Source organism: Roseibium album (assembly GCF_965233825.1).
GTDB classification, from domain to species: Bacteria; Pseudomonadota; Alphaproteobacteria; order Rhizobiales; family Stappiaceae; genus Roseibium; species Roseibium album.
Genome location: NZ_OZ247583.1, coordinates 5,682,476 through 5,700,632, shown reverse-complemented (window position 1 = coordinate 5,700,632; position 18,157 = coordinate 5,682,476). Strand labels below are relative to the sequence as shown.

16 protein-coding genes are annotated in these 18,157 nt (G+C 57.3%); 15 read left to right on the top strand and 1 reads right to left on the bottom strand.

Annotated features, from left to right (window positions below):
- Positions 1-75 precede the first annotated feature (75 nt).
- The 5 genes from ACO6TI_RS26185 to ACO6TI_RS26165 all read left to right on the top strand — a co-directional run bounded on the left by ACO6TI_RS26185 (position 76) and on the right by ACO6TI_RS26165 (position 6,056).
- Positions 76-1,326, top strand: coding sequence for a sarcosine oxidase subunit beta family protein (locus ACO6TI_RS26185; protein WP_422385336.1), 1,251 nt, complete (start codon positions 76-78; stop codon positions 1,324-1,326).
- 17 nt (positions 1,327-1,343) lie between these two features.
- Positions 1,344-1,631: a sarcosine oxidase subunit delta gene (locus ACO6TI_RS26180; RefSeq protein WP_108873725.1), complete on the top strand. Its 288-nt coding sequence runs from the start codon at positions 1,344-1,346 to the stop codon at positions 1,629-1,631.
- Positions 1,628-4,585, top strand: coding sequence for a sarcosine oxidase subunit alpha family protein (locus ACO6TI_RS26175; protein ID WP_422383668.1), 2,958 nt, complete (start codon positions 1,628-1,630; stop codon positions 4,583-4,585). The genes ACO6TI_RS26180 and ACO6TI_RS26175 overlap by 4 nt, the downstream gene beginning before the upstream one ends.
- Positions 4,578-5,171, top strand: coding sequence for a sarcosine oxidase subunit gamma (locus ACO6TI_RS26170; protein WP_422383667.1), 594 nt, complete (start codon positions 4,578-4,580; stop codon positions 5,169-5,171). Before ACO6TI_RS26175 ends, ACO6TI_RS26170 begins: the two co-directional genes overlap by 8 nt.
- Positions 5,172-5,513: 342 nt before the next feature.
- Positions 5,514-6,056: an Lrp/AsnC family transcriptional regulator gene (locus tag ACO6TI_RS26165; RefSeq protein ID WP_422383666.1), complete on the top strand. Its 543-nt coding sequence runs from the start codon at positions 5,514-5,516 to the stop codon at positions 6,054-6,056.
- Positions 6,057-6,160: 104 nt separating this feature from the next.
- Here the strand turns inward: ACO6TI_RS26165 and ACO6TI_RS26160 are convergent, their stop codons facing one another.
- Positions 6,161-6,664 (bottom strand): MarR family winged helix-turn-helix transcriptional regulator, encoded by a 504-nt coding sequence (locus ACO6TI_RS26160; RefSeq protein WP_055117098.1) that lies wholly within the window; start codon positions 6,662-6,664, stop codon positions 6,161-6,163.
- 219 nt (positions 6,665-6,883) lie between these two features.
- On the opposite strand from ACO6TI_RS26160, the gene ACO6TI_RS26155 reads away from it, so the two are divergent.
- From ACO6TI_RS26155 to ACO6TI_RS26110, 10 genes are all read left to right on the top strand, one after another.
- On the top strand, positions 6,884-9,247 hold the full coding sequence (locus ACO6TI_RS26155; RefSeq protein ID WP_422383665.1) for a bifunctional salicylyl-CoA 5-hydroxylase/oxidoreductase: 2,364 nt from the start codon (positions 6,884-6,886) through the stop codon (positions 9,245-9,247).
- Positions 9,248-9,431: 184 nt separating this feature from the next.
- Positions 9,432-10,991, top strand: coding sequence for a class I adenylate-forming enzyme family protein (locus tag ACO6TI_RS26150; protein WP_422385335.1), 1,560 nt, complete (start codon positions 9,432-9,434; stop codon positions 10,989-10,991).
- A gap of 30 nt (positions 10,992-11,021) precedes the next feature.
- On the top strand, positions 11,022-11,579 hold the full coding sequence (locus tag ACO6TI_RS26145; protein ID WP_104703721.1) for a carboxymuconolactone decarboxylase family protein: 558 nt from the start codon (positions 11,022-11,024) through the stop codon (positions 11,577-11,579).
- Between the two features lie 183 nt (positions 11,580-11,762).
- Positions 11,763-12,917 carry an ABC transporter substrate-binding protein gene (locus tag ACO6TI_RS26140; protein ID WP_029063240.1) on the top strand — a complete coding sequence of 385 codons (1,155 nt, stop codon included), beginning with the start codon at positions 11,763-11,765 and terminating at the stop codon, positions 12,915-12,917.
- Positions 12,918-12,952: 35 nt separating this feature from the next.
- On the top strand, positions 12,953-13,879 hold the full coding sequence (locus ACO6TI_RS26135; RefSeq protein WP_055117092.1) for a branched-chain amino acid ABC transporter permease: 927 nt from the start codon (positions 12,953-12,955) through the stop codon (positions 13,877-13,879).
- Positions 13,876-14,865: an ABC transporter permease subunit gene (locus ACO6TI_RS26130; RefSeq protein WP_196999614.1), complete on the top strand. Its 990-nt coding sequence runs from the start codon at positions 13,876-13,878 to the stop codon at positions 14,863-14,865. Before ACO6TI_RS26135 ends, ACO6TI_RS26130 begins: the two co-directional genes overlap by 4 nt.
- Positions 14,862-15,611: an ABC transporter ATP-binding protein gene (locus ACO6TI_RS26125; RefSeq protein ID WP_196877428.1), complete on the top strand. Its 750-nt coding sequence runs from the start codon at positions 14,862-14,864 to the stop codon at positions 15,609-15,611. Before ACO6TI_RS26130 ends, ACO6TI_RS26125 begins: the two co-directional genes overlap by 4 nt.
- Positions 15,608-16,303, top strand: a complete 696-nt coding sequence (locus ACO6TI_RS26120) for an ABC transporter ATP-binding protein (protein ID WP_196999613.1) — start codon at positions 15,608-15,610, stop codon at positions 16,301-16,303. Before ACO6TI_RS26125 ends, ACO6TI_RS26120 begins: the two co-directional genes overlap by 4 nt.
- Positions 16,304-16,328: 25 nt before the next feature.
- Positions 16,329-16,787 (top strand): cupin domain-containing protein, encoded by a 459-nt coding sequence (locus tag ACO6TI_RS26115; protein ID WP_055117089.1) that lies wholly within the window; start codon positions 16,329-16,331, stop codon positions 16,785-16,787.
- 12 nt (positions 16,788-16,799) lie between these two features.
- Positions 16,800-18,035, top strand: coding sequence for a flavin-dependent oxidoreductase (locus tag ACO6TI_RS26110; protein ID WP_196877431.1), 1,236 nt, complete (start codon positions 16,800-16,802; stop codon positions 18,033-18,035).
- Positions 18,036-18,157 lie beyond the last annotated feature (122 nt).

The following is an 18,157-nucleotide window of genomic DNA, read 5'->3' as shown; positions in this document are numbered from 1 at the left end:
ACAATATGGCTGAATTGAAAAAACTTTAACCGCGCCAGATGCCAGACTTGAAGGCTCAACAAGCGCGAGGTCATGGTGTCGTATTCCGGTTTCAGGTTGATAAAGGAAGCCTTGAGAGGGCATTCCGGATGGAAGCCGGCATGGAGAAATCCAGAGCCGCAACCCGGCTATGACTTTGTCATCGTCGGAGGCGGTGGACACGGTCTCGCCACAGCGCATTATCTGGCCAAGGTTTATCGCAAGTCCCGCATAGCAGTATTGGAAAAGGGATGGATCGGCGGCGGAAATGTCGGCAGAAACACGACGATCATCCGGTCGAATTATCTCCTGCCGGGCAACGAGCCATTCTATGAGCTGTCACTGCAGCTTTGGGAAGGACTTGAAGAGGACCTGAACTACAACGCCATGGTCAGTCAGCGCGGCGTCATGAACCTCTTTCATTCGGATGCGCAGCGAGACGCTGCACGGCGGCGCGGAAACGGCATGATCCTGCACGGTTCCGATGCTGAATTGCTGGATACGGATGGCGTGCGGAGTGAAGCTCCCTTCCTCAATTTCAACAATGCGCGTTTTCCGATCAAGGGAGCCCTGATGCACAGGCGCGGTGGGACCGTGCGTCACGACGCGGTTGCCTGGGGGTACGCGCGCTCTGCGGACAGGCACGGCGTCGACATCATTCAAAATTGTGAAGTCACCGGCTTCAGGATCGAGAACAACAGGGTTTTGGGGGTAGAAACCTCAAGGGGCTACATCGGTGCCGGCAAAATCGGCGTTGCTGTCGCAGGATCCTCGGGCAGGGTCATGTCCCAAGCCGGAATGCGCCTTCCCATCGAAAGCCACGTCCTGCAGGCATTTGTTTCCGAAGGTCTGAAACCGGTCCTGCCAGGTGTCATCACATTTGGCGCCGGGCATTTTTACGTCAGCCAATCCGACAAGGGCGGCCTTGTGTTCGGTGGCGATATCGACGGCTACAACACCTATGCGCAACGCGGAAACCTGCCGGTTGTGGAAGATGTCTGCGAGGGTGGCATGGCTCTGATGCCGATGATCGGGCGGACGCGGCTGCTGCGCATGTGGGGTGGCGTCATGGACATGTCCATGGACGGATCTCCGATTATCGACCGGACGCAGATCGATGGCCTCTATTTCAATGGCGGCTGGTGCTATGGCGGCTTCAAGGCAACGCCCGCATCAGGCCGGGTGTTCGCCCATCTTCTGGCGACAGACACACCGCATGAGACTGCCACCGCCTACCGGTTCGACCGGTTCGAAAAGGGCCTCATGATCGATGAGAAGGGCGCAGGCGCTCAACCCAATCTGCATTAAGGGCTCGGACAAGACAGATGATCATTCCACACCCGATATTGGGTCCAAGAGATGCCCAGGAATTTGTCTACCTCGGAGATGCATCCCTTCTCGACCGGCCGGACTGGCAGGCGGAAGATGCTTCCTTGGCATTTCATGACTACCAGTATCAGCGCAACAATCCAGCCGGTGTTCACAGGGAACTCTGGTTTCACGAGCAAGGTGACAGATCCTGGCTGGTGGTCACGCGCGACACGACAACGCATGAAATCCTGAAGGCCGAACTCGCCCGGGACGTGGCGTTGGCAGGAGAAACTGCCAAATGACGCAAGTGAACAGGCTGTCCGGTGGCCTCATCGATCGATCCAGGCCGCTTTCCTTCCGCTTCGACGGCACGTCCTATTCCGGTTTCAAGGGCGATACGCTTGCGTCCGCGCTCCTTGCGAACAACGTGAAACTGATGGGCCGGAGCTTCAAGTACCACCGGCCACGCGGGGTTGTCACTTCCGGTTCTGAAGAACCGAATGCGCTTGTCGAATTGCGCGACGGCGCCAGACGCGAACCAAATACCCGCGCGACCGTGGCGGAACTTTTCGAGGGCCTGAGTGCGATGAGCCAGAACCGCTGGCCCTCCCTGGCGTTCGACGTCTTGGCAATCAATGATGCGTTCTCGAATTTTCTGACTGCCGGTTTCTACTACAAGACATTCATGTGGCCGAAGGCTTTCTGGGAAAAGGTTTATGAGCCGATCATTCGCAAGGCGGCCGGTCTCGGCTCCATCTCGATGGAAGCGGACCCGGATGTGTATGAGAAGGGTTTCCTGCACTGTGACCTTCTTGTCATCGGATCAGGGCCAGCGGGTCTTGCATCTGCCCTGACTGCCGCCCGCGCCGGGGTCCGGGTAATCCTGGCCGAAGAAGACTTCGAACTCGGCGGTAGATTGAAGTCGGAAAACCTGGCACTGAACGAACATCCCGCCAGCGAATGGCTTGAAAGTACACTTTCTGAACTTCGCAACTCAAAGAATGTGCGCATTCTGTCCAGAACCACCGTTTTCGGAGCCTACGATCATGGCGTCCACGGTGCGGTGGAGCGAATTGCCGACCATTTGGCTGACCCCGACCCCAGCCTGCCACGGCAGATCCTCTGGCGGATCTATGCCAGTCAGACGATGTTGTGTGCCGGGGCGACCGAGCGGCCAATCGCGTTCGAAAACAATGATCGTCCCGGGATCTTGATGGCAGGCGCAATGCGCGATTATGCCAATCGATGGTCGGTCACCGTGGACCGGACCGTTGCCGTCTTCACAAACAATGACGACGGCCATCGTACCGCGCGGGATCTCTTGGCGAAGGGCGTTGAGGTCAAGGCGGTCATTGACGTGCGCGATGACGCCAAAGCCCTGGCGGATTATCCGCTCCTGGCGGGCGCAAGGGTTGTTGATTCAGCCGGTCGCCTGGGTCTCAAGGAGATCAAGGTGCGGCTCGCCGATGGTGCGATCCGTACAATCTCATGCGGAGCCCTTGGCGTTTCAGGTGGCTGGAACCCGGCGGTTGCACTGACGTGCCATCAGCGTGGCCGTCCTCAGTGGAACGAGAAGATTTCCGCATTTGTTCCCGGGAGCAGCTTGCCAGTCGCCATGACCGTTGCCGGGGCCGCCAACGGGACCCTTTCAACGTCCGGAGCCCTGCAGGAAGGGACGGAAAAGACCGTTGCGGCGCTCAGCGCAATCGGTATCGATGCGACCGCAATCGATACGCCAGACCCGGATGACGGCCCAGTCGCCGTTTCGGCGTTCTGGCATTCGGGGGAGGGCAAAGGCCGCGCCTGGCTTGACCTCCAGAACGATGTCACGGTGAAGGATGTCAAACTCGCGCACCAGGAAGGCTTTGTCTCGGTCGAACACCTCAAGCGCTATACCACGCTTGGTATGGCGACCGATCAGGGAAAGACATCCAATCTCGGTGGACTTGCGATCATGGCCGAACTCTCCGGAAAGTCCATTCCGGAGACCGGTACCACCATATTCCGTCCCCCCTATACGCCTGTGGCCATCGGTGCGCTTGCCGGGCGGTCCAGGGACGAGGACTTTCGACCTGTTCGCCGGACGCCCAGTCATGTCTGGGCAGAAGAACAGGGCGCTGTCTTCGTGGAAGCTGGCATGTGGCTGCGTGCCCAGTGGTTTCCGCGCGCGGGCGAAAGCCACTGGCGCCAGAGTGTCGACCGGGAAGTGCTGGCAGTGCGCAAGTCTGTTGGCGTTTGCGATGTGACCACACTTGGCAAGGTGGACGTCCAGGGCGCGGATGCCGCAACCTTCCTGAACAAGGTTTATTGCAACGGTTTTGCCAAACTGGCTGTGGGCAAGACCCGCTACGGGCTCATGCTGCGTGAAGACGGAATTGCGATGGACGACGGCACGGCCGCCAGATTGGCGGAGGACCATTTTGTCGTAACGACAACGACTGCCAACGCTGTCGGCGTTTACAGGCACATGGAATTTGTCCGCCAGTGCCTGTGCCCGCAATTGGACGTTCAGCTGATTTCGACAACCGAGGCCTGGGCGCAATACGCGGTTGCCGGACCAAATGCGCGAAATCTGCTGCGCAAAATCGTCGATCCGGCATTCGACATTTCTAACGAAGCGTTTCCCTTTATGGGCTGTGCGGAGATTACGGTCTGTGGCGGCGTTCGGGCGCGTTTGTTCCGGATCTCGTTTTCCGGTGAACTGGCTTACGAAATCGCGGTTCCGACCCGCTACGGCGACAGTCTTGTCCGGGCGTTGATAGCGACCGGAGAGGAATTTGACGTGGTGCCTTACGGTACCGAAGCGCTTGGTGTGTTGCGTATCGAAAAGGGACATGCAGCCGGCAACGAATTGAACGGGCAGACCTCCGCCGCCCATCTGGGTATGGGACGAATGGTTTCCACCAAGAAAGACAGCATAGGAGCCGTGCTTGCGCGTCGTGAGGGATTGTCCAGCGATTCCGGCCTGCGCCTCGTCGGGCTGGAAGCTGTTGAGCCGACACAGACTTTGCCGGCAGGTGGGCATCTGTTCACGGAGGGCAATCATCACATCGCGGCAAATGACGAAGGCTGGATCACATCGACCGCTTATTCTCCGCATTTGCAGAAATCGATCGCGCTTTGTTTCCTGGAGCGGGGATCGGAGCGTTTGGGCGAGCAGATCGAAGTGGCCAACCCGATTGAAGGTGCTACCTTGAAAGCCAAGGTGGTCAGTCCGCATTTTATCGATCCGGAAGGAGAGCGTCTCCGTGCCTGATTATCGTCTTTCGCCCGCTCCGGCTCTTGGACCGGAAGCTGCTGACCGCATCGAGGTTGGCGGCAATGGCATCGAAGAAAACAGAAACATCGCAATCGCTTCTGTCGCGTCCCGTTCCGGCCGCGGCAAAGATGTCCGTGCCGTTCTAAGGCAAATTCTGAAATGCGATGCGCCGGAGGCCGGAGCTTTTGTCGTGGGGGAGGACCACGCCGCTTTCTGGATGGGGCCAGATCAATGGATGATACTGGCCGAGCATGAAAATCACGAGCTTCTTGCAAGCGAACTGAAGGAGCGGCTTGGCGAAACTGCATCCGTGACGGAACAAAATGACGGTTGGGTCTGTCTCGATGTGACCGGGGACAATCTTCCCGCTGTGTTTGAACGCTTGACCGCAGCTGATGTGTGGAAGCTGGAAAGCGGATCAGCGGTGAGAACCGTTGTCGAGCATATCGGCTGTTTTCTGATCTGTGCCGAGCAAGATCGTCACTATCGGCTCCTGGCCGGTCGTTCCTTCGCGAAATCGTTCCACCACGCCATCCTGACAGCCCTCGGATCAACCCTGTTGCTTTACCCGGACAGGAAGTGACGAAGCACACAGAAGAGCAATCTTCCCCGGGATTTCAATCCAGACGCCGGATGTTGGGCCAAAGGGCCCTGACCTACGGCGGAATGGGTTCTCACGGTCAGGCCGAGCAGGTCGCGGGTCAACGCAAGAGCGTCGGCATTTTGGCGGATTGAAAAATTTCGATTTCTCCACGTGACACTGTACGATCTTCTTCGTTCTCTCGTTCTGCCGTTGGACAAACAAGTTGCGGTGGCGGGACTTGTTTGTCCAACGGCAGAACGGTTTGATGTTGTGTCTTGTACACCGTTATGATCGTTACCCGACTGCAGATCCAATTCATCGGATTGCAGCGAGGAAACGCAGATGAAAAAAGTGAACATACCGCAAAAACCGGAACCGGAAAAATCCACGCGCCAGCGGAGCACGCATTCGGTTGAAGACCGGCTGAACAGCGAGATCGTTCAGATGCTTGAAATCGATGGGCGCATGCCGTTTTCGGAAATCGCGCAGAAACTCAACGTTTCGGAAGGTACGGTGCGAAACCGGGTAAACGGCATGAAGGACGCCGGTTTGCTCAGGATCGTCGCCATCGCAGATCCCTCGGCCTCCGAATACAAGGCTGACGCAATGATCTGTCTGAAGGTTGCCCCGGGCGTCACTCCGTTCAGTGTTGCGGAACGATTGGGCAAGGTGTCGAGCGTTGTCTATGTGCTATGGGTGACAGGGCGCTTCGACCTGCTGGTCGAACTTGTTTGCGATGAACGTGACGATCTTGTTTCCTTTCTGGAAACACACGTCCATGGTGTCAAGGACATCGCGGATGCAGAGGTCATGCTGGGACTGAAGAATTTCAAAAACCAGTTCCTGCTCAAACGGAACTGGGAAGAGGCGCCGAAAGAGTCCTGACCGGTCAAGGATTCCGGCATTTGCCGGCGGACAGCACATACTTTTCAGAAGACGCATGGAAAAACGATGGCACAGTGCATTGATGACGCGGAATTGCGGCGGTGTCAGTCGGCTCGCTTGTTCGCGTTTCTGGCGATCGAACTCAGTTCCGAGTGAAGACGCTCCAACGTGTCGTCATCAATGTTGCTGAAAGCGTCTGAAACCCACTCGGCGTTGGCCTGCGCCATGTGGTGAAACTGGTCTAGTCCCTGCTTGGTCATGCGTATGAGATAGCGGCGGCGATCGGTCGGGTCCGGCACGCGCTGAACCATCTCATCCGCTTCCATCCTGTCAAGCAACGAGGAAATATTGCCGGATGGAGCAAGCAGGCTTGCGCCAAGATCGCCTATGGACAGAGTTCTGTCAGGTGCCCGGTAGAGCTGGGACAGGACATCAAAGCGGACAAAGCGGACGCCAAAGGACTTTTGCATACGAGCGCCGATTTCGGTTTCGATACGCCGCGATGTGCGAACAAGTTGAAGCCAAAACCGCAGGACCCGGCGTTGACGGTCATCATAGTCGTCTTCGACAGGGTGTCCGCGCAGCGGGTTGTTCGTTTGGTCGTCCATAATGCGGCAAATATCATCCAGTCCGGCATCTGCCAATTGCTTTGTGTCGTCGCAATGTCGCTGATATCGGCAGCCGAAATTCGAAGAAGTCAAAAAACACCAGTAAGAACAATGTTTTAAAATTGGCGTGATAATTGGCCTTGAAATTACTTTATACATAAAATAATAATATATAAGATAAATTTCCGGACCGGTTCAGGTCGCATCAGGGAGCGCAGAATGAAGATCACGGTTGTGGGCGGTGGTCCTGGAGGCCTTTATTTCGCGTTGCTCACCAAGAAAGCGCGTCCGGACTGGACCGTTGAGGTGTATGAGCAGAACCGCAATGACGACACTTTCGGTTTCGGTGTCGTGTTCTCCGATGATACGCTCGACGAGTTCCTGTCTCATGATCCTGAAACCTACGACAAGATCCGGGATCATTTTGCCTATTGGGACGACATAGCGATCCATTTCAAGGGAGAGGAAATTCGTTGCTCCGGTAACGGGTTTTGTGGAACGTCGCGCTTCGCGCTGCTACGCATTCTGCAGGAGCGGTGTCGCGAACTCGGCGTCAACATGGTGTTCTGCGAGCGCATCGATCCGGCAGATCTGCAGTCCCGTTTCGCTGATTCTGATATCATCGTTGCCTCGGACGGCATCAACTCGGCTATTCGCGACCATTTCAGCGAATCCTTCAAACCGAGCGTGACGATCAAATCCAACCGGTTCTGCTGGATGGGATCCACCCGGCAGATGGACGAGTTCAACTACTTTTTCCGCAAGACAGAGCACGGGATCATTTGCGCTCACACCTACCAGTACCAGACTGACCGCTCGACCTGGGTGTTCGAGATGGACGAAGCCTGCTGGCAGGGTCACGGTTTCGAAGAGTTTGACGAGGAAGGTTCCAAAGAGAAGCTCGAGACGATCTTTCAAGAGGAACTGAATGGGCACGGTCTGCTTCTGAACCGGTCGAACTGGCGAAAGTTTCCCCGGATTTTCTGTGAAAACTGGTCCCACGAGAACATTGTCATTCTGGGAGATGCAAAGGCTTCCGCGCATTTTTCCATCGGCTCGGGAACCAAGCTTGCCATGGAATGCGGGATCGCGCTCTCACAAGCGGTTCTCAAACATGGCGAGCAGTCGGTCAGCGCGGCCTTCAAGGCTTACGACGATGCCCGCCGGACACCCTGCCAGATCATTCAGCACAATGCCGACGTATCCCTGGGTTGGTTCGAACATATGGGGCGATCCTGGGATATGGATCCCATGCAGTTCTCGATGGTGGTGATGTGCCGGGCGAAATCAATCACTTACGACAATCTCATCTTGCGCGACCCCGACTATGTCGAGAATGTCGATACCGCCTGGTACGAGCAGTACTACCGGGAAAGCGGTGTCGATGTGCGCGACAGTCGCCCGACGCCCATGTTCACACCCTTCAGGCTCCGGGACATGGAGGTTCCCAACCGGGTGGTGATGTCGCCGATGGCGCAATATTCGGCAGATCAGGACGGAAATCTGACCGATTGGCATTTCACACACTACACCTCGCACGCGCTGGGCGGCATGGGGATGATCTTCACCGAGATGACCTGTCCGTCGCCGGATGCGCGCATTACGCTTGGATGCCCGGGAATGTGGACGGATGTACAGGAGGGGCAATGGAAGCGCATCGTCGACTTCATTCACGCCAATTCCGATACCAGAGTCTGCATGCAGCTTGGCCATTCCGGCCGGAAAGGATCCACGCAGCTTGGTTGGGAGAAAATGGATTTTCCAATCGAGACGGCCGATGACAACTGGCCGCTCATATCCGCTTCTCCGATCCCCTATTTCGCCGATGTCAGTCAGGTGCCGCACGAGCTTGACAGGGCTGGCATGGACAGAGTTCTCGAGGATTTTGTGCACGCTGCACAGCGTGCTGCGCGCGCAGGCTTCGACATGCTGGAGCTGCACTGCGCGCACGGATACCTGCTCGCTTCATTCCTGTCGCCACTGACGAACCGCCGGAGCGACGGGTATGGTGGAAGTATCGAAAACCGGCTGAAGTTCCCACTTGAGGTATTTGCGGCCATGCGGGCCGTCTGGCCTGAAGACAGGCCGATGTCGGTGCGTGTCTCGGCGACCGACTGGAAGGAGGGTGGACTTGATGAAAAAGACCTTTTTGCCATCGCGGAAGCCTTCCGTGAAGCCGGTTGCGACCTGATCGATGTTTCGGCCGGCCAGACCGTGCCCGATCAGGAACCGGTCTACGGCCGGATGTTCCAGGTGCAGTTTTCAGAAGCCATCCGCAACGTTCCGAGGATCGCAACCATGGCCGTCGGCAACATTACCGATGCTGCCCAGGTCAACACGATCCTGCATACGAGGAGGGCGGACCTCGTGGCACTCGGTCGGCCGCACATGTGGGATCCCTATTTCACGCGTCGGGCCGCGGCACATTATGGCGCGCGGGTCGGACACTGGCCGCCACAATACCTGTCAGGTCGTGATCAGGCCTATCGTGAGCTTGCCAAGGCAAGGGACGCAACAATCGAGTTACAGCGCAAGGCGCGACCGAACCAACATCAGAAAGCGATGCAACAGGCGGCGGAATAGGACTGTTCCTCTTTCTGGTTTTTGATCACCGGGGAGGCGCGTGCCGTGACGATCACAGGAGTGTTTTGAGCATAATTCGACCGTCGCCCGCACCTGGGCAAACTGGTTCGGAAAAGTTGAAGTAAGAACCATTGTCTGACCAACCATGTTGGTTGTCGCCTCAAGAGGGGTAGAGGTGAAGAAAATGGAATGCGCGATCAACAATACTCTGTGGGGCTGGCTGCAGCACCATGCTGAGACGATCCCGGAGGCGCCGGCAACCATCAGTGCTTCCGGCACGAAAAGCTATGGGGAACTGGCCGGTGAAGTTCGCTCGGCGGCATCTGGGCTGCAGGCTCTGGGACTGAGCAAAGGCGACGTCGTCGCTGTCCAGCTGCCCAACCTTGAAGCCTTTGTCGTGACGTTTCTTGCCGTTGCTGCCTGCGGTGGGATCGTGCAGACACTCCATATGCCCTACCGCCGGGCAGAATTGAGCCACCTTCTTGAGCACAGTGGAGCACGTTTTGCCGTTGGACTGTCTGCATTCAAGGATCTTTCCCCGGCCGGTGAAATGCTCGAATGCGCGCAGGCTTTGACGACGCTCGAGCAGGTCATCAGTGTTGGTGAACCGATTGAAGGTGCTGTTTCCCTTTCCACCCTTTCGTCGTCCGGGGCCATTGCCGGTGATGCGGAAGAGCTTCCGAACCTGACACCCGACGATCCATTTCTGCTGCTTTACACATCGGGAACGACCGCAAGCCCGAAAGGGGTGCCGCACAGCTATCGGGGCTTTCTTGGCAATGCCTCGAATGCGGCAAGTGAACTCGGTATTCTACAGAACGAAACATTGCTTTCCGTGGCACCCTATACGCACCTTTACGGCCTGTTCGTCATGCATTTGTGTCTGGCGACCGGGGCGACCCAGGCACTGTTGCCCAGCTTCTCCCCGGACGGTTTCCTGCCTGCGCTTGACCACATGAAGCCAAACGGAATTTTCGCGGCGCCCGCGCATTTCGCACCGTTCTGCGGAAGAGGTCTCATCAAGCCGGAGCATCTGGCACCAGCGCGCTTCGTCTGTCTTTCAGGATCCACGGTTCCAGCCGACCTGGCCAGACAGGTTGATGGCCTGATGTCGAACGGGACGGTCATTCAGCTTTGGGGAATGAGTGAATTGCAAGCCGGCGCATTCGGCCGGCCGGGGGATCCGGAAGAAAAACGCCTGACCACGGCGGGCCGTGCGTCTGCAAATATGCTTTTACGTGCCGTTGACATGGAGGGTCAGGTTCTCGAGCCGGGCGCGGAAGGCGAGCTTCAGGTGAAGGGGCCTTCTGTCTTCGGTGGTTATCTGGCCAATCCGTCGGAGACGAAGGCTGCTTTCACTGTCGACGGCTGGTTCCGGACAGGAGACCTGGCCATTGTCGATAACGACGGCTACCTGACGCTCACCGGACGCGTCAAGGAAGTGATCAATCGTGGCGGCGTCAAATACAATCCGGCGGATGTCGAAGCGATCATCTCGACGCTTGAAGCCGTAGAGGCCTGCGCCATCGTTCCCTATCCCGATGCCATTCTCGGCGAAAAGGCCTGTTTGTGCGTGCAGGTCCGGGAAGGCGCATCCATGTCGCTTGAAGAGACGAATGCACTGCTCCTGGAAAATGGAATTGCCAAATACAAGTGGCCCGAGCGGCTGGAGCTTGTCGAGGCAATGCCCTTGACACCGACGCGAAAAATAATGCGCGGCAAACTGAAACAATTGATCGCCTGACACGATCCGAGCGCAATCAAAGGAACCGCAATGACAGAATTCACGATCTATACCCCTGATACAGCGCCGGGAAAGTCAGGCGAAATGCTTCGGAACGCTTCGGAAAAAATGGGGTTTCTGCCAAATCTCTACGCAAAGCTTGCAGAGTCCGACACGGCGCTTGAAGCCTATTTTTCTCTGTCGTCTCTTGTATCAAAAACCAGTTTTTCTCCGGCCGAACAGCAATTGATCCTGCTGGTGGCGAGTGTCGAGAACGAATGCACCTACTGTGTGGCCGCCCATTCATCCGGTGCTCGCATGGCCAAGCTCGACAAGGGCATTATCGAAGCCGTGCGCAACGGAGAACCGATTGACGACAATCGTCTCGAAGCGCTTCGCAGATTCACCGAAGCCGTCGTCATCAAACGCGGCCATGCGGCGGAAGATCTGGATGCGTTTCTTGGGGCCGGTTTTACAAAACAGAACGCGCTGGAAGTGGTTTTGTGCGTTTCCATGAAAACACTGGCGAACTACGCGAACCATCTCATTGATGTGCCGCTGGACGATGTGCTCAAGCGCATGCAATGGACGGGGAAATCCGGTGGCTGATGCAGTCGATCGGCAAGAGATGTCACTAAGACATTGATTGTTCCTGAAATTATGGAGCATCTTGTTTGCGTTCACACGCAGACGGGAGGCTTCGCAGGCCGGGATACAAACGGCCAGAACAAGCAGAAGAAAAACCGAAAACGGTTGAACATCCTGAACAGGGAAACCAAAGGGGAAGTTTAGATGAAAAAGATTTTAGGGGCTCTTGGAGCCGCTCTCCTTGCCACATCCGCGCAGGCGGAGGATCTCAAGATCGGTCTTGTTGTCACGCTGTCCGGTCCGCCTGCAGTCCTGGGCAAGCAGATAGAAGATGGCTTCAAGCTGGCGCTCGAAAAAATGGACGGAAAAATCGGGGGGCTGGATACTGAACTGATTGTCGTCGACTCGGAGCTGAAACCGGACGTCGCGCTGACCCGGGTCAAAGGGCTTCTTGAAAAGGACGAAGTGGACTTCGTTGTCGGGTCGGTCTTTTCCAACGTTCTGGGTGCGATCTACAAGCCTGTTACACGGTCTGAAACATTTCTGATCAGTCCGAATGCCGGTCCGTCGACGGTCGCCGGCCGGAACTGCAGCCCCTACTTCTTCTCAACCTCCTATCAAAACAACCAGAATTTCGAGGCGCTTGGCCAGCATGCGCAGGAACAGGGAATCAAAAGCGTCTTCATGATGACGCCGAACTACCAGGCTGGACGCGATGCCGTGGAAGGCTTCAAGAAATACTTCAAGGGAGAGATCACCGACGAAGTGTACACGCCGCTCGGTCACAAGGACTTCTCTCCTGAAATCGCGCAGATGTCCACATCGGATGCAGAGGCGCTGTTCACGTTCATGCCCGGCGGCATGGGTGTGCGTTTCGTCAAACAGTTCCGCGAATCCGGACTTGCAGACAAAATGAAATTCCTGTCAGCGTTCACAGTGGATGAAGCAACGCTGCCTGCCCAGAAGGATGCAGCGCTTGGATTCTTCGGTGCAACAAGCTGGGCACCCAGCCTGGACCTGCCGCAGAGCAAGGAATTCGTGGCCGCGTTCGAAGAAAAATACGGTTACATCCCGGGCGGGTTTGCGATGCAGGCCTATGATGCCGCACAGCTGATCGACAGCGCCGTGAAGGCGGTCGACGGGAACCTTTCGGACAAGGACGCGTTGCGCAAGGCTTTGGAAGCTGCAGATTTCCAGTCGCTGCGTGGCGATTTCAGCTTCAACAACAACCACTTCCCGATTCAGGATTTCTACCTGTTGCGCGTCGCACAGCGTGAGGACGGGAAGTACTGGACGGAAATCGATTCCAAGATTTTCGACGATTACACCGACAGCTTTGCTGCCGAGTGCAAGATGTAATCTGACAGAAAGGATATCTACCTGGGCGTTATCAGATGACACCGACACTCTTTCTCATCCAACTTCTCAACGGGGTGCAGTTCGGCGTGCTGCTGTTCCTGATAGCGGCCGGGTTGACGCTGGTTTTCGGCGTCATGGGCTTCATCAACCTTGCCCATGGCGTCCAGTACATGATCGGCGCCTACCTGACCTTCATGTTCTACCAGTTGACCGGAAATTTCTTTTCCGCTCTGCTGCTCGGACTGATCACGGCGCTGATCCTGGGGCTTGCCCTTGAAGCGCTGGTCTTTCGACACCTCTACGACCGCGATCATCTCGACCAGGTTCTTGCCACCTTCGGGATAATCCTGTTCGTCAACGAAGCGGTGAAAGTGATCTGGGGACCGGCGACCCTGACGCTTCCAACGCCTGAAATCCTGTCCGCATCGTTGCAACTGACCGACAATCTGAAATATCCGGTCTACAGGCTCGCACTCATTGCCGTCGGAGCAGCAGTCGCCCTCGGTCTGTATCTTGTCGTCGTCAAAACGCGGGTGGGCATGCTCATCCGGGCGGGTGCCAGCAATGCGGAAATGGTGAGCGCGCTTGGCGTGAACATCCGGCGGCTGTTCACTATCGTCTTCGGCTTCGGTGCCATGCTTGCGGGGTTCGCCGGAGCGATGGCCGCACCCATCTTCACGATCGAGCCCGGAATGGGCGACGATCTCCTCATCGTGGCCTTCGTGGTCATCGTGATCGGCGGGATCGGTTCGATCCGTGGAGCCTTCATCGCAGCCCTGCTGATCGGCTTGATCGACACGCTTGGACGGTCTTTGGCCACGGATGCGATGAAACTGATCTTCGACGCTTCCGCGGCCAATCAGATTGGTCCTTCACTGGCTTCGATGCTGATCTACATCTTCATGGCAGCCGTGCTGTTCTTCAGGCCGCAGGGCCTCTTTCCCGCAAGAGGTGCCGCATGAAAGCAGCGTCTGTTTCAAACCCGGAAACGGTTCAGCAGAGCAAGCGGATCGACCGGGCGCTCCTTGTTGGCCTCGCGCTGATATTGCTGCTGGCAATCATGCCCCTGCTAACGGAATTCGCCGGTGGCAACTATGTGCTCAATCTGGTGATGAAGGCGATGATCCTTGCCATCGCGGCCATATCCCTGGATCTGCTCATCGGCTATGGCGGTCTTGTGAGTTTCGGACATGCGGCATTCCTTGGATTGGGGTCCTACGTCACGGGTATCGCCCTGGCAGAGGGAACGATGGGTGCCCTGCCGATCCTCGGAATGGTTGTTCTCGTCTGCGGGCTGTTTGCGCTGGTGACCGGTGCCTTGTCGCTCAGGACTTCCGGTGTCTATTTCATCATGATCACGCTGGCCTTCGGCCAGATGGTGTATTTCTTCCTGACGTCACTCTCCAACTACGGCGGTGACGATGGCCTGACCCTCTGGGATACGCCACAACTGTTCGGATTCTACGTGTTCCAGAACGGGTCCGGCCTGTTCTATTCCATTCTGGTCGTACTGGCATTGACCTGGCTGTTTGTCGGCAGATTGGCTCAGTCCCGGTTCGGGCGGGTCCTGCGGGCGGGGAAAGCAAGCCCCGTTCGTGCCGAGACCATGGGGTTCGACATCTTCCAGTACCGGTTGATCGCTTATGTCATCGCAGGCGTGCTTGCGGGTGTCGCCGGGTTCCTGTCTGCATGCCATGCCGAGTTCATCAGTCCGTCGACGGCCACCTGGCAGAACTCCGGCAATCTCATCATCATGGTCATTCTGGGAGGTATGGGGACACGCAACGGTGCGCTGCTCGGTGCGCTGTTCGTGGTTCTGATTGAAGAGGGACTGTCTCTGATCACCCATGAATGGAAGCTGATTTTCGGTCCGATGCTGGTGCTTATTGTGCTGTTCGCCAGGGGTGGTCTTGCCGGCGTGATTGATCGCCTGGGAGGCCGGTCATGACCGCGATCCTGACACTTGAAGGCCTGGTCAAGAATTTCGGTTCGTTGCGGGTGACCGACAATGTCTCGCTGGAGCTGCGATCAAACGAATGCCATGCCCTGATCGGACCGAACGGTGCCGGCAAGTCGACGCTGATCAACCTGGTTTCCGGTTCGCTCGGCGTCGAAAAGGGCAAGGTCGTGCTCGATGGCACTGATATTTCCAGCTATTCGCGGCCCCAGCGTGCGCTTGCGGGTCTTGGGCGCACATTTCAGATCACGACGATCATCCCGGGCTTTACGGTTCTGGAGAATGCCGCGCTTTCTGCGCAGGCGAAGGACGGTTCCAGCCACCGGTTCTTCGGCATCGCGGCTGCGGAGGAAGCCTTGAATGAAAAGGCACGCCGAGCACTGGCGGCATTCGATCTGGGTCACCGGCAGAACGTGCGGGCCGGGGATCTGTCACATGGTGAACATCGTCAATTGGAACTGGCAATGGCCATGGTTGGCGATCCCAAGGTCCTGTTGCTTGATGAACCGATGGCAGGAATGGGAATGGGAGAAGGCAGGGCGCTGACCGAAACGCTTCTCACGCTTAAGAAATCGACGCCAATGTTGCTGGTCGAACATGACATGGAAGCTGTCTTCAAGCTGGCCGACAGAATTTCCGTTCTCGCCTCCGGCCGGATCGTTGCGACCGGGACGCCTGACGAGGTTCGTGCCGACAAGGATGCCCGGGCCGCCTATCTGGGGAGCGAAGCATCATGAGCTTGCTCGAAGTCAACGGTCTTGAAGCCGGTTACGGTTTGTCTCAGGTGCTGTTCGGTGTCGATTTCAGCATCGATGAGGGGGAGGCGGCAACTCTTCTGGGCCGGAACGGTATGGGCAAGACCACGACGGTCCGGTCGATCATGGGGTTGTTGAAACCCAGTGGCGGACAAGTCTCCTTCAACGGCAGGGATATCACGCGCGCTGCGCCTTACAGGGTCGGGCAGGCGGGCATCGGACTTGTTCCCGAAGGGCGCCAGATTTTTCCAACGCTTTCGGTTGAGGAAAACCTCAAGGCCTTTGCCCGTTCGCCGGGGAAGTGGGATCTCGGGAAGGTCTACGCCTTCTTTCCAAGACTGCAGGAACGACGGCGCAATCTCGGTTCGCAGCTTTCCGGCGGCGAGCAGCAGATGCTGGCAATCGGACGGGCCCTGATGACCAATCCGTCCCTGCTGATCCTCGATGAGGCGACAGAGGGGCTGGCTCCGCTTATCCGCCAGGAAATCTGGGCGAAACTGGCCTTCCTTAAAACCGAAGGACAGGCGATCCTGGTGATCGACAAGGACATCGACGCACTGGCCGGATTTGCCGACAGGCATACCGTTCTTAACAAAGGCGAGGTGGTCTGGAGCGGATCAAACGCCAGGCTGACCGCCGAAGCCGACGTGGTGCGATCGCATCTGCACATTTAATCCGACAGCAAACATGGGGTGAACGATGATTGACATGCCACTTGGAATAACGCGCGCCCGGGAAGGTACGGAGGGCATCAGCTGGAATATCCTCGGCCAGACTTACGTGCCCAAGCAGGTTTGCGAATCCTCGTTTTCCTGGCACGCGACACTGCCACCCGGCACATTCGTGCCGCCGCATATTCACCCGATGCAAGACGAGTTTCTCTATATCCTGGAGGGACGTTTCGACTTTCTTCTGGACGGCAAGGAAGACTTTGCAGAGCCCGGCGATCTGGTTCACATGCCAAGAGGCATTCCGCATGGCATCTTCAACAAGAGCGATGCGTCGATAAAGACACTGTTCTGGGTGTCGCCGACGCGGCGGCTTTACGATCTGTTCTGGTCGATCCACAACATGGGGCCAAATCCGGATATCGCGAAACTGGTTGCCGTTTCTGCGGAGCATGAAATCGATTTTCTGCCGCCCGAAGACGAAGACTAAGAGGATGCCGAAATGAAAGTGCTGATAGCGGGCGCCGGCATAGGCGGATTGACCACGGCTTTGATGCTGCACCAGCGCGGTATCCGTTCAACGGTCTTCGAACGGGCGCGGGAAGTGCGCGAAATAGGGGTCGGGATCAACACGCTCCCCCATGCAATCCGGGAGCTTGCCGGCCTCGATTTGCTGGATCGGCTTGATGCGGTCGGTGTGCGAACCCGAGAGCTGCGGTATCTCACCAAACACGGACAGGAGGTCTGGTCCGAGCCGCGCGGGCTCCATGCGGGGCATGACATTCCGCAGTTTTCCATTCATCGGGGCAGGCTCCAGAAGGTTCTCCATGATGCCGTTCTGGAACGGCTTGGCGCCGATGCCGTTCAGACCGGCACGCAACTCGCCGGCTTCATTCAGGATGAAGGAGGCGTCACCGTCAATTTTGTTGACAGCGTTGCAGGCGGCGACAGTCGGACGGAGCGAGGTGAAATCCTGATCTGCGCAGATGGTATCCACAGTGCCGGCCGTCGCTCATTTTACCCGGAAGAGGGACCACCGAGCTGGAACGGTGTAGTCATGTGGCGGGGTGCCACCGAATGGCCTGTCTGGGAGGACGGTGAAACCATGGCCATCGGGGGCGGCATGGGCGGCAAGTTCGTGCTTTACCCGATTGCACCTGCCCAAGACGGCAAACAGCTCCTGAACTGGGTCGTGGGAGTGCGCCTTGCCGATGGCGCGACCTCTCCGCCACCTGAAAAAAGCTGGTCAAAGGTGGCGCACCTGTCGGAGGTCTTGCCGCATGCCAGGCGCTTCAACATTCCCGGCCTCGATGTCGAGGGCCTGGTTCGGGCAACACCTGCGATTTACGAATACCCGATGGCTGACCGGGATCCGTTGCCGCGGTGGACCCATGGCAGGGTCACCTTGCTGGGAGATGCCGCTCACCCAATGTATCCGGTTGGATCGAATGGGGCTTCCCAGGCAATTCTCGATGCCCGTTGTCTTGCCGATGCACTGGCGGCGTCCGAACATCCGCGCGAAGCGCTTTATGTCTATGAGAAGGAACGTCTTCCCAAAACCGCCGAAGTGGTTCGGTTGAACCGCAAGGGCGGACCTGAACGTGTCATCGACGAAGTTGAAAAACTCAATCCGAGTCTGTTTGACGATGTCAATGACGTGCTTGGCTACACGCAGCGCGAAGCCATCGTGAAAGGCTATGCGGGTACTGCAGGTTTTCAGGTGAAGAAGGCGGTCTGACACCGTTTCCGATCAGACAGGAAGCTGTCTGGCAAGGAATGCCCGATGAAACACCAGGGGTGGAAAGAGAGAGGTCTCCCAGAGAGCGCCGGATCTGTCCGCCACAGGGCAATCCCGGGTGA